At 49.9% G+C, this 11,763-nt stretch carries 14 protein-coding genes; 5 read left to right on the top strand and 9 right to left on the bottom strand.

Features of this window, described 5'->3' with window-relative positions; translation table 11 throughout:
• Positions 1 to 10 precede the first annotated feature (10 nt).
• The 9 genes from V7M78_RS01700 to V7M78_RS01660 form a co-directional block, all read right to left on the bottom strand.
• Positions 11 to 748 (bottom strand): energy-coupling factor transporter transmembrane component T, encoded by a 738-nt coding sequence (locus V7M78_RS01700; protein WP_333645777.1) that lies wholly within the window; start codon positions 746 to 748, stop codon positions 11 to 13.
• Positions 748 to 1,350, bottom strand: coding sequence for an MptD family putative ECF transporter S component (locus V7M78_RS01695; RefSeq protein WP_333645775.1), 603 nt, complete (start codon positions 1,348 to 1,350; stop codon positions 748 to 750). Before V7M78_RS01695 ends, V7M78_RS01700 begins: the two co-directional genes overlap by 1 nt.
• 91 nt (positions 1,351 to 1,441) lie before the next feature.
• Positions 1,442 to 2,056, bottom strand: coding sequence for a TetR/AcrR family transcriptional regulator (locus V7M78_RS01690; RefSeq protein ID WP_333645773.1), 615 nt, complete (start codon positions 2,054 to 2,056; stop codon positions 1,442 to 1,444).
• Between the two features lie 193 nt (positions 2,057 to 2,249).
• Positions 2,250 to 3,185 carry a polysaccharide deacetylase family protein gene (locus V7M78_RS01685; protein ID WP_333645771.1) on the bottom strand — a complete coding sequence of 312 codons (936 nt, stop codon included), beginning with the start codon at positions 3,183 to 3,185 and terminating at the stop codon, positions 2,250 to 2,252.
• A gap of 27 nt (positions 3,186 to 3,212) precedes the next feature.
• Complete coding sequence (locus tag V7M78_RS01680) at positions 3,213 to 3,920, bottom strand: PHP domain-containing protein (RefSeq protein WP_333645769.1); 708 nt, start codon at positions 3,918 to 3,920, stop codon at positions 3,213 to 3,215.
• A gap of 1 nt (position 3,921) precedes the next feature.
• Entirely contained in the window at positions 3,922 to 4,254 is a 333-nt protein-coding gene (locus V7M78_RS01675; protein WP_333645767.1) for a hypothetical protein, read from the bottom strand.
• The gene (locus tag V7M78_RS01670; protein WP_333645765.1) at positions 4,232 to 5,644 is read right to left on the bottom strand and encodes a [Fe-Fe] hydrogenase large subunit C-terminal domain-containing protein; all 1,413 of its coding nucleotides are present in this window, start codon (positions 5,642 to 5,644) and stop codon (positions 4,232 to 4,234) included. The genes V7M78_RS01675 and V7M78_RS01670 overlap by 23 nt, the downstream gene beginning before the upstream one ends.
• A gap of 84 nt (positions 5,645 to 5,728) precedes the next feature.
• Complete coding sequence (locus tag V7M78_RS01665) at positions 5,729 to 6,157, bottom strand: ATP-binding protein (protein WP_333645763.1); 429 nt, start codon at positions 6,155 to 6,157, stop codon at positions 5,729 to 5,731.
• Positions 6,157 to 6,504 (bottom strand): DRTGG domain-containing protein, encoded by a 348-nt coding sequence (locus V7M78_RS01660; protein WP_333645761.1) that lies wholly within the window; start codon positions 6,502 to 6,504, stop codon positions 6,157 to 6,159. Before V7M78_RS01660 ends, V7M78_RS01665 begins: the two co-directional genes overlap by 1 nt.
• 211 nt (positions 6,505 to 6,715) lie before the next feature.
• Here V7M78_RS01660 and V7M78_RS01655 point away from each other — a divergent pair, with 211 nt between their 5' ends.
• Genes V7M78_RS01655 through V7M78_RS01635 form a run of 5 tightly spaced genes read left to right on the top strand, consistent with a single transcriptional unit; the run spans position 6,716 to position 11,745 of the window.
• Positions 6,716 to 7,210 carry an NADH-quinone oxidoreductase subunit NuoE family protein gene (locus tag V7M78_RS01655; protein ID WP_333645759.1) on the top strand — a complete coding sequence of 165 codons (495 nt, stop codon included), beginning with the start codon at positions 6,716 to 6,718 and terminating at the stop codon, positions 7,208 to 7,210.
• 12 nt (positions 7,211 to 7,222) lie between these two features.
• Positions 7,223 to 7,780 carry an ATP-binding protein gene (locus tag V7M78_RS01650; RefSeq protein WP_333645757.1) on the top strand — a complete coding sequence of 186 codons (558 nt, stop codon included), beginning with the start codon at positions 7,223 to 7,225 and terminating at the stop codon, positions 7,778 to 7,780.
• A 24-nt stretch (positions 7,781 to 7,804) separates the two neighbouring features.
• Complete coding sequence (locus V7M78_RS01645; protein WP_333645755.1) at positions 7,805 to 8,182, top strand: (2Fe-2S) ferredoxin domain-containing protein; 378 nt, start codon at positions 7,805 to 7,807, stop codon at positions 8,180 to 8,182.
• A gap of 12 nt (positions 8,183 to 8,194) precedes the next feature.
• Entirely contained in the window at positions 8,195 to 9,982 is a 1,788-nt protein-coding gene (gene nuoF, locus V7M78_RS01640) for an NADH-quinone oxidoreductase subunit NuoF (protein ID WP_333645753.1), read from the top strand.
• Between the two features lie 17 nt (positions 9,983 to 9,999).
• Positions 10,000 to 11,745 (top strand): NADH-dependent [FeFe] hydrogenase, group A6, encoded by a 1,746-nt coding sequence (locus tag V7M78_RS01635; protein WP_333645751.1) that lies wholly within the window; start codon positions 10,000 to 10,002, stop codon positions 11,743 to 11,745.
• Positions 11,746 to 11,763: the final 18 nt, after the last annotated feature.

Genomic DNA, 11,763 nt, shown 5'->3' with positions numbered 1-11,763 from the left:
GGCATCTCCTTTACAATACGCCCATGTACGCCAATACAGCAGCTGCAAAGGCGGCGGTACACAGTGCGATAAATATAATATCCTGAACCTGGAATCCAATGCGGCAGATATTCGTGCGCCTGACCTCGCCTCCCAGGCCGCGGGTGAGAGCCGACGCAGACAGTTCCTCTCCAATCTTTGCTGTGCAGGCCATCAGCGGCACCAGCCGGTACTCCAGCATTTTTCCCAGTCTGCCGCCTCCCAGACTAATTCCCCGCATCCGCATGGCAGCGTTGATGGCGCCGAACTCCTCACCCACAGTGGGAAAGAAACGGAACATGACGGACATGGGAATAATAATCTTCTCGCTGACATGGAGCCTCTGCATGGAGGCAATGAATTCGCTGACGGTGGTGGTAGAGACAACGTATATCCCCATTACCACACCGGGCATGACCCGGCTGAAAATCCCCGTACAGCCCAGCAAAAAGAATTGGGGGAATCCTGACAGCCGTGGAATCAACAGAAGCGATGCCAGATATGCCCCCGTAAAGACTGCCAGATAAAGAATCGCAGTCCTGAATTTCCCCGATGCCAGAAGCAGAACCAGGGGAAGGGCGGATAAGCATGGCACGAGAAAGGGAAACTTATGGCTTCCCGTTCCTCCCAGCACAAAAGTGGACACGGTGATGAGCAGCAGAAGCTTGGTCCGGGGATCGAGCAACAGTCCCCGCTTCTGTCCTGCAGTCTGCAAAATACCGGAAACCATTATGCAACCCCTGCCTTAGCAAAGTGTTTTTTTAGAAGTGCCCGGCCCAGAATCCCGCCAATTACGCCGCTTACAAAGCAGGTGACCAGCAAGACCGGATTCATCCAGCCAGGGAGCAGAGCTGTCAGAGCAGCCTCATAATCCGTGCCAAATTCCGCCCGGGTAGAGAAATAGCCTGTCGGATTGGTAAACAGAGGGATAAAGTTTCCCCACATCCAGATGTTAAAGAAGCCGCAGACCAAAACAGAACTGCCTGCCTTGCTGTAATTTGCCCTCTTCCAAACCAGTTCTGCGACGAGAGCGGAAACTACGCCCACCGGCAGAGAATACAGGCCCATGCCGGTCAAAGCCATCATTATGCCCATGATGATGCTCATAATGAGGATCATACCGAACTTCTTTACTTTGGTCAAAAACAGCATAAAGGGTATGCCGCCTGCGATGGGGCCGATGACACAAAGCATAGGCATCATAATGGGTATGTAGCCCAGCATGGCGAGAGCCATGATGACGACAAAGTAAGTAGCCGAATAGATTCCCACATTGATGAGATCTTTTCCGGTCAAACGGTTTTGGTTCTTGCGAACAGTGTTTGTGGACATGATGAGTACCTCCATTTATTTTTATTTTACCAGGGCATCCGCCCCGGCTGCTATGATTAAGTTAGTTTTAACTAACTTATATCCAAAAATATTAGGGCTTCGCCCTTAATATTTCTTGCCAACCGGCCATGCTATACCGCTTTACGCTGTCCATTACGGCTACTGCCTGCTCGTAAGGCAAATCATGTGAAACCAGCTCCACAAGATATTGAAACCCGGTGGCGGCGGTAACATGCAGGAACATATCTTCCACGCGCTTACCATTCTTGCCAAGGGCATCGCAGTAAACCCGGTATGCCTGCTCCTCAACCTCAATTAACTGCTCCAGATAAGTGGACCATCGGGTTCCTTCGGATCGGCATAAAATCAACCGGAAAGCCTCCATATGTTTGTAGATATAGTCAAGAATCCAATCCGTACCAGCACAGGCCTGTTCCTCCATGCTGCTCTCCGGCTGAACAAAAACCTTTTCCTCTGCCTGCCGGTGTATTGCCTGGAACTGAGCCAGCATCTCCTCTGCCGGTTCCTGTACCAATGCGTCAAACAGCACCGCCTTATTGGCAAAGTGATTGTACAGCGCACCAGTAGTAGCCTTTGCCCTTTGGGCAATACGGCGCATATTGGCGTTTTGATAGCCGTGCTCCATAAATTCCTGCCAGGCAGATTCCAAGATGCGTTCACGGGTCAGGTTAGAACTGTAACTCATGCTGTCACCAAAGAACCTCTCTTGTTATTTTTCATAACAAGGTTATCACACTTGCCATATACCGTCAAGAATTAAATTGGGCATATGAAAAAGCGGGGCAGACAACTGAAACTGTCCGCCCCACCACTGAAATTTTATCTAATTTAATATTGGCTCCATAATACCACGGCTAAGCCTTGATCTTCTTTATAGTTTAAGGATAAAACTGGGAATAAACGCCCCCGGAAACTGCGCCTCCTCTTGCGGCAGCCATTTCACTGACTGTAACAAGCTGATATCCTGCCTCCACAAGCCTTGGTATGATCTCAAGAGCCGCTGCCCCTGACTGGGAATACAGCTCATGCATCAGCACAATATCCCCATCCCGGACTCTGCTCATAACCGCATTCACAGTCTTTCCCGCATTTCTCGTCTTCCAGTCGAGAGTATCGATGCTCCACATAATAGCCGGAGCCTGGACATGGGCAAGAGAGGCACTGCTTATATACCCGCCCGGAGGCCTGAAAAGGGTGGGACGGACTCCTGTTGCCTCCTGTACCGCATCGCTGCACCGGTTTACCTGGCTCTGGATCTGCTCTCCGCTCAGTCTTGTTATATATTTATGATCATAGGTGTGATTGCCTATCTCATGACCTTCTGCAACCATCCGCTGCAGCTCCGCCTGATAAGCGGAAACTCTGCTGCCCACCACAAAAAATGTGGCCTTTCCGCCGTAAAGTGCCAGACAGTCCATAATCTGATTGCCCACCGGCGCATAAGGCCCGTCATCAAAGGTCAGGGCTACCATGGGCTTTGCAGGATCAATCTGCCGCCCTGCCGGAACCTGCTCCTGGGAGTCCTGGGCTTCTTGTCCCTCTTGAGCCCCCTGGCTCTCTCCTTCCGCTCCGGCTTCTTCCCCTTCCTCCGGGGTCTGTCCCTGGGTTCCCGGCTGGTCTGAAATATTTCCGTTTTCATCCACCCACCGGGCCACACCCGGCCCAAGGTTTTCATCAATCCAGCCGGAGCGGACCTCTGTCTGTCCCTGGTCCGCTGGGGCGTCCTCTGCCATGGCCGGAAATGCAGAGGACGCTGCAAATGTCACAATCAGCCCGGCCATCAGACCATAGCTCCATTGTATTAATCTTCTCATATTCCTCTTTCCTCTATCCGGGCAATGTTAAAGCAGTGCCCGGATCACTCCTTCCACGGTTCTTTCTTCTACTTCTATAGTAAATAGAGGCTCCTGAATATCCTCTAAATAATGGGCATCGGAATTAGTTATAATCCGGCAGCCCTCCAGATAAGGATTGGTTTTTTTAAGCTCCGAAAGCTTATGAATATCCTTCACCTCCGCCGTCTGGAACCGGCTGTCAGGAGGCACAAAGCCCAAGTTGGAAATCAAACTGTTGGTCCCTTTGTCGATATGGGCCGGAAACATGACTCCTTCAAAGGACCGGACCAGCTCCCATAAATGATCAAAAGATATCTGGGTGCTGTTAATAAGAAGGTTCGGCACCGTCCCACAGGGCATATCTTCCTTATTATATATCTGCTGTCTTCCAAATATTTCCTCCTTATTGGGAAACGGAATCAGCCGTTCATACACATATTCATCAAATTCCATGGCCTTTTCAAGGTCCGGAAATAAACATACCGCATGAACCTCCTCCAAGGTGCATATCTCCATTCCCGGCACAAAAAGTATCCCGTACTCCCTGGCAAAATGATCCATAGCCGGGCAGTTCTTACAGGAGTTGTGATCCGTCAGGGCGATTACATCAAGGCCCTTTAAGGCCGCCATCCCAGCGATATTGGCCGGTGTCATATCTCCATCCCCGCACGGTGATAAGCAGGAATGAATGTGAAGGTCATAAGACAGCTTCATATCAGGGCAGCCTTTGGCGGACCAGATAGGCAGCCTCAAAAACAGGAAGCTCCGTCTTCATCACCGTGATTCCCTGATCCTCCGCCTTTTTCAAAGCCATTTCATCAAGTGCTGTACCCTCTGCCATAACCAGGCAGGCGGCATCTGCAAGGGCTGCCACTGCAAGGGTGTTCATATTTCCCATCACCGTAACCCACACACAGCCTTCCGGCGCCCTTCCCATGGCAATGCTTAAGAGATCGCAGCAAAAAGGCTTTGTGATCTCCCTGTCAAGGTTATCTCCTCTGTTTATCACTTCAAACAATCCGCTGTCAATCACTTCCCTTACCGTCATTGCCCTTTCTCCCCTCTTTCCGGTCCAGCAGAGTGATCTCTTCGGAAATCCTCTGGATATATTTTGTCAGGACCTTAAACTTCTCATAGCTCTCCCGGTCTCCTTCCACAATGTCCGCCGCCAGCCTGGAAACCTCCTCCGACAGCTTGTGCACATTGTCCCTTAAGAAATAAACGCAGTCCGATTCTGCCGCTTCACCCCTTACAATATCCTCTGCCAGGGCCTTGCAGGAAGGGGCGCCGCAGGAGCCGCAGTCCAGGCCGGGCAGCTTCTTTAAAATCCGCTCTGCCTTATTTAAGCGTACAAAGCTTTCCATCATGGTATCGCCTAAGTGGAATACAGGCTCGTACTGAACCTGGCTGGTCCATTTGACCAGCTCCTCTGATTCCATCTGCATGTGGTTTCTCGCCACAGGCATGTATTTGCGCAGACGTTTTAATTTTACCTCCGCCACATAGGGATTTTCCACGGTGAGGACTCCGCCGACACAGCCTCCGCTGCAGGCGTTCAGCTCCACAAACTTTAAGTTGGTGAACTTCTGATCCTCCATATCCTCCAAAACCCTGATGACATTTTCAATTCCGTCAGCCGCCAGATAATCTTCTGTAAAAAGCCCGCTGGCCTCTCCTCCGCTTCGCCCCCAGCTGATGCCTATCTTTCCAGAGCTTCCGATTTCAGGGGGGTCTTCTCCCACCGCCTTCATGCAGGGAAGAAGCTGGGGGTAAATATCCTTTATGGCAAGGACCTTATCCACCTCGCTGTGATCCGTCCCCAAAGGAGACTTGGCATAGGTCACTTTGGACGGACAGGGAGAAATGAATATGATCCCGATTTTTTCCCGTTCCAGCCCCGTCTTTTCCATGGCCTTTTGAGCTGCAAGAATGGCGGCTACCTCCACCGGAGGATTCAGGGGCAGAAGGTTAGGTATCAGATTGGGAAACTTTGCCCGGATCAGACGCACCACCGAAGGACAGGCCGTGCTGATTGCCGGAAGCCGTTCCGGATTTTCGCTTAAGTACTCCCTGGTGGCCTCACTTACCAGCTCAGCGGCAGCACTTACTTCAAAAACGTCGTCAAACCCCATGAGCAGCAGAGCATTTAAAACAATATTCACATCATCCAAGTTATTGAACTGGCTGTAAAGAGAAGGAGCCGGAAGGGCCACCGTATATTCATAGGGCTTTATGTCCTCCATCCTGTCATAGACAGAAAGCTTTGCATGGTGAGGACAGACCCGTATGCATTCCCCGCAGTCAATGCAGAATTTGTTATTGATCTGCGCCTTTCCGTTTCTCACCCGGATCGCCTGGGTAGGGCACCGCTTGATGCAGTTGATACAGCCCATGCACAGGTCTGGATCAAGCCTTACCGAATGATAAAATTTATCCACCTTGTCACCTCGTTTCCATATTATTGTCCACGCTTTCTGGACATAATGGTATACCCGCAGGGTGCTTTCATATTACTACCCACGTTAAGCACATAAGTTCACCGCCATCCGGATGGTGGTTCCTTCACCTAAAACCGTATTAATCTCCATCTCATCCGAATACCGTTTCATATTGGGAAGTCCCATGCCTGCGCCGAATCCCAGGGAGCGGACCGCATCGGGAGCAGTGGAATAGCCTGCCTGCATAGCCAGCTCCACATCAGGGATTCCTGGGCCTACATCGGCCAGAATCATCTCGATCTTTTCCGGGTTCACATTGACCGTGATTTCTCCTCCCCGGGCGTGAATGACCATGTTGATCTCTCCTTCATACATGGCAATTGCCACCTTACGGATTGCCTCCGGACTGACCCCCATGCTTTTTAACTTGCTTTTCACATCACTGCTGGCTTCTCCCGCCCTGGTAAAATCCTCAGGAGATATTTTATATTGAAACGTGATCATATCCTCCATCACACCGCACCTCCGTCTAAACCAGCCTGATAGAGCATGCCGCAGGCTGAAAACATCCTGTGGCCCGTGGAGAGGATGATCAGGTTTCTCTCCTCCGCCATTTCAAGCATGGACTCATCCGGCTTCTTCCCCCTGACAAAGACAATACAGACAATGTCCAGCATCTCCGCCGTTCGGATGACTTGAGGATTGCAAAGGCCGGTGAGAAGGACCGAATGATCCTTGGAAAAGGCCAGAACATCACTCATCATATCCGCTCCGCAGGCGCTTCGGACCTCATCCTCCAAATGGTCTTCTCCAGCCAGGACACGGGCCCCCAGTATATCTCTCACATCTTTTACAGTCATCACACCACTCTCCTCCGCTTTTTGACCTCGAAATCACATGTTTATCGACAATATTGATAATTATATCATAAATACTCGGGCAGGTATAGGAATATCAGTATGAAACTATGTTATTTTTTTGTCATATTTCATACAAACTATGGATTTTTTATCAATAACATGGTAAAATATCAGTTACATTGCATAAACACTTTTTTAAGGAGGCTATCAAATGGCTTGTAAAAAACAAGGTGTCCAGTTTAATGGCACAAAGGAGCAAGAAGAAGCTTTAAAAGAAGCAATTGCTCTGCTTAAAGACACAAAAGGATCTCTCATGCCTATCATGCAGAAGGCCCAGGGGATCTACGGCTATCTTCCAATTGAAGTACAAACCATGATTTCTGATGAAACAGGAATTCCGCTTGAAAAGATTTACGGCGTAGCAACGTTTTACTCTCAGTTCGCACTTCAGCCAAAGGGAAAATATCAAGTGTCCGTTTGTCTGGGAACTGCCTGTTATGTAAAGGGCTCCGGGGACATCTTCCACAAGATTGAAGACATCCTTAAAATCACCAACGGCGAATGCACCCCTGACGGCAAGTTTTCCCTTGACTCCTGCCGCTGCGTAGGTGCCTGCGGCCTTGCACCTGTCATGATGGTAAACAGCGATGTTTACGGAAGGCTGGCCCCTGAAGATGTTCCGGGCATTCTTGCCAAGTACGAGTAGGGCTCCCGGCATATGATGACAGAGATTTCTTTAAATATCCTGGATGTGGCAGAGAACTCCACACGGGCAGGGGCCTCGCTGGTCACCATTTCCGTTGCCGCAGATACTGCCGCAGATTTACTGACAGTCATCATCAAGGACGATGGCTGCGGTATGACAAAGGAACAGGCAGAACAGGTGACTGATCCCTTCTTTACTACCCGCAAGACCAGAAAGGTGGGCCTTGGCATTCCGTTTTATAAATATGCGGCGGAAAGCACAGGAGGCAGTTTTTCCATTGAGTCAGAGCAGGGAAAGGGGACTGTGGTCACGGCTGTATTCGGTCTGTCCCACATTGACCGGATGCCTCTTGGAGATATTAACAGCACCATTGAGACATTGATCACCTGTCATCCGGATACAGATTTTCTCTACATTTACCGCTATAATGACAGTTCTTTTGAACTGGATACGAGAAGCTTCCGGGAAATACTGGGGGGAATCCCCTTTGACACGCCGGAGGTAAGGACCTACATAAAGGAATATCTCAGCGAAAACAAATCAGAGACAGACGGAGGCGCGGCCATATAGGCCCGTCAGAATTGGAGGAATAACATGAAAACTCTTGAAGAATTGAAAGCAATTCGGGAGAAGATGCAGAATCAGGTAACCATGCGGGAAGAAGACCATGGACGCACACGTGTTTTAGTGGGAATGGCAACCTGCGGTATCGCCAGCGGTGCAAGACCTGTTATCAATAAATTGTCAGACCTGGTTCAGGAAAACCATATGAATGACCGTTTTTCCGTTACCCAGACAGGCTGCATCGGTTTATGCCAGTACGAGCCTATCGTAGAGATTTTAGAGCCCGGAAAAGATAAGATCACTTATATTAATATGACCCCGGAAAAGGCGGAGGAAGTTTACAAAGAGCATCTGCTGGGCGGTCACATTGTTCAAAACTACACGTTGGCTTCTGCTGACATCAAATAAGGAGGAAACAAGATGTATCGTTCACATGTATTGGTTTGCGGCGGAACAGGATGTACTTCCTCCGGATGCCAGCAGATTATGGTCAAATTAAACGATGAGTTAAAGAAACAGGATTTAGCGGAAGAAATATCCGTGGTACAGACAGGCTGCCACGGCCTTTGTGCATTGGGCCCCATCATGATCATCTATCCCGATGCAGCCTTTTATGCCATGGTAAAGGAAGAAGACATTCCGGAAATCGTATCCGAGCACTTATTAAAGGGACGTCCCGTAGAGCGTCTGCTTTACGATGAGACCGTGACTCCTGCCGGAATCAAGTCCTTAAGTGATACGGATTTCTATAAGAAACAGCACCGTGTGGCCCTGCGCAACTGCGGTGTCATTAACCCGGAAAACATCGAAGAATACATCGGTACCGGCGGATATGCAGCTCTTGGAAAGGTTCTCACAGAGATGACTCCTGACGATGTTATCCAGACTCTGTTGGACAGCGGTTTAAGAGGACGAGGCGGAGCAGGCTTCCCTACAGGCTTAAAGTGGAAGCTGGCAAAGCAGAATGACGCAGACCAGAAGTACGTCTGTTGTAATGCGGATGAAGGCGATCCAGGTGCATTTATGGACCGTTCCGTTTTGGAAGGCGATCCCCATGCTCTTTTAGAGGCCATGACCATTGCCGGATATGCCATCGGCGCTTCCCAGGGTTATATTTACGTCCGTGCAGAGTATCCCATTGCCGTAGAGCGTCTGAAACTGGCCATTGCACAGTCAAGAGAGATGGAACTTTTAGGTGACGACATCTTTGGCAGCGGCTTCTCCTTTGACATTGATCTGCGTTTAGGTGCAGGCGCATTTGTCTGCGGCGAGGAAACAGCCCTTATGGTTTCCATCGAAGGCAACCGAGGCGAGCCAAGACCCCGTCCTCCGTTCCCGGCCCAGAAAGGTCTGTTTGGCAAGCCAACCATCTTAAACAACGTAGAAACCTACGCCAATATCCCTCAGATCATCTTAAACGGCTCTGATTGGTTTGCTTCCATGGGTACGGAAAAATCCAAGGGTACAAAAGTATTTGCTTTAGGAGGAAAGATTCACAACACCGGACTGGTGGAGGTTCCCATGGGAACCACACTCCGGGAAATTATCGAGGAAATCGGCGGCGGCATTCCAAACGGCAAGAAGTTTAAGGCAGCCCAGACCGGCGGACCTTCCGGTGGATGTATCCCTGCCGAGCACTACGACATCCCCATTGACTACGACAACCTCCTTGCCATCGGCTCCATGATGGGCTCCGGCGGTTTGATCGTTATGGATGAAACCGACTGTATGGTGGATATTGCCAAGTTCTTCCTGGAATTTACCGTAGAGGAATCCTGCGGCAAATGTACTCCATGCCGGATCGGAACCAAGCGTATGCTGGAAATTCTTGACAAGATCACCAATGGGCATGCAAAACTGGAGGATTTGGATCGTCTGGAAGAGCTGTGCTACTACATAAAGGAAAATTCAGCCTGCGGTTTAGGGCAGACCGCTCCCAACCCGGTTCTTTCCACCCTGAAATTCTTCCGGGATGAGTACAATGCCCATATCATTGACAAAACCTGTCCGTCAGGCGTCTGCAAGGCTCTCCTCTCCTATCACATTGATGCTGAGAAGTGCAAGGGCTGTACCATCTGCGCCAGAAATTGTCCGGTTAACGCAATCTCCGGTTCTGTCAAGAACCCCCACGTCATTGATCCTGAAACATGTATCAAGTGCGGCGTATGTATGGAGAAATGCAAATTTGACGCTGTTTATAAGAGATAATGGAGGGAACTTGTATCATGGAGAATATTACAATAAAAATCAACGGCATGGATGTAAGTGCTCCCGCAGGCTCCACCATTTTAGAGGCTGCCAGACTTGCACATGTTGAGATACCGACTTTGTGCTTTTTAAAGGATATCAACGAAATCGCCGCCTGCCGCATCTGTACAGTGGAAGTGGGCGGAGGAAAGCTGGCTCCTGCCTGTGTATACCCTATCAATCCAGGCATGGAAGTAAAGACCAACACCCCCAAGGTGCGGGACTACAGAAAGAAAACCCTTCAATTGATCCTTTCCAACCATGACCGCTCCTGTTTATCCTGCGTCCGCAGCGGTGAATGCGAGCTTCAGACCATGTGCAAGGAAATGGGCGTGGATATGGAAGATTACTACGACGGTGCTAAAACACCTTCTGAACTGGATGAAAGTGCCGTTCACATGGTGCGTGACAACAGCAAATGCATCCTGTGCCGCCGCTGTACCGCTGTCTGTGAAAAGACCCAGGAAATCGGAGTCATCGGACCTAATGACCGTGGATTTGCCACCTTCATCGGCTCTCCCTTTGATATGGGCCTTGGCGAAACAAGCTGCGTTTCCTGCGGCCAGTGTATTGCAGTCTGCCCCACAGGTGCTCTTTACGAAAAGAGCAATGCCACCGAGATTCTGGCAGCCATTGCAGATCCCACAAAGCATGTGGTAGTTCAGACCGCTCCTTCCGTCCGTGCAGGCCTTGGAGAGGAATTCGGCTATCCCATTGGAACCAATACAGAAGGCCAGATGGTAGCCGCTCTCAGAAGACTTGGCTTTGACAGGGTATTTGACACTAACTTCGGCGCTGACTTAACCATTATGGAAGAGGCCCACGAATTTCTTCACAGGGTTCAAAACGGCGGCGTTCTTCCTCTGATCACCTCATGTTCTCCAGGCTGGGTGAAATACTGCGAGCACTATTTCCCGGATATGACAGAGAATTTATCCTCCTGTAAATCTCCCCAGCAGATGTTTGGGGCAGTTGTTAAATCCTATTATGCAGAAAAGATGGACTTAAAGCCGGAGGATATCGTATCCGTCAGCGTAATGCCGTGTACTGCTAAAAAGTTCGAAGTAGGAAGAGATGATCAGGATGCTAACGGCGTTCCGGATGTGGACTATTCCTTAACCACCAGAGAGCTTGCCAGAATGATCAAGCAGGCCGGAATCCGTTTCACCAACCTTCCGGAAGAAGACTTTGACACTCCATTGGGACTGGGCACCGGTGCAGCCACCATCTTCGGTGCTACCGGCGGCGTTATGGAGGCAGCTTTAAGAACCGCAGTGGAAACCCTGACCGGAGAAGAACTGGAAAAGCCTGACTTTGTTGATGTCCGGGGAACCGAAGGAATCAAGGAAGCCACTTACAATGTTGCAGGCATGGATGTGAAGGTAGCTGTTGCTTCCGGCCTTGGCAATGCGAGAGAGCTTTTAAACCGGGTTAAATCCGGAGCCGCAGACTACCATTTCATCGAGATCATGGGCTGTCCGGGCGGATGTGTAAACGGAGGCGGCATGCCTCAGCAGCCAGGCTATATCCGCAATACGGTTGATTTAAAGGCGCTGCGGGCAAAGGTTCTCTATGATGATGATGCAGGAAAAGCTATCCGGAAATCCCATGAGAATCCGGCCATCAAGGAGTTATATGAAACCTACCTTGGAACTCCAGGCAGTGAAAAATCTCACCATCTTCTTCATACCACTTATGTGAAGAGAAGGATAAACGAAATCTAATACAAAAACATTTCTTCT

The sequence above is a fragment of the Lacrimispora sp. genome (assembly GCF_036758025.1).
GTDB lineage: Bacteria > Bacillota > Clostridia > Lachnospirales > Lachnospiraceae > Lacrimispora.
The sequence above is the reverse complement of the archived record's forward strand: the minus strand, read 5'-3'. Positions and strand labels throughout refer to the sequence as shown.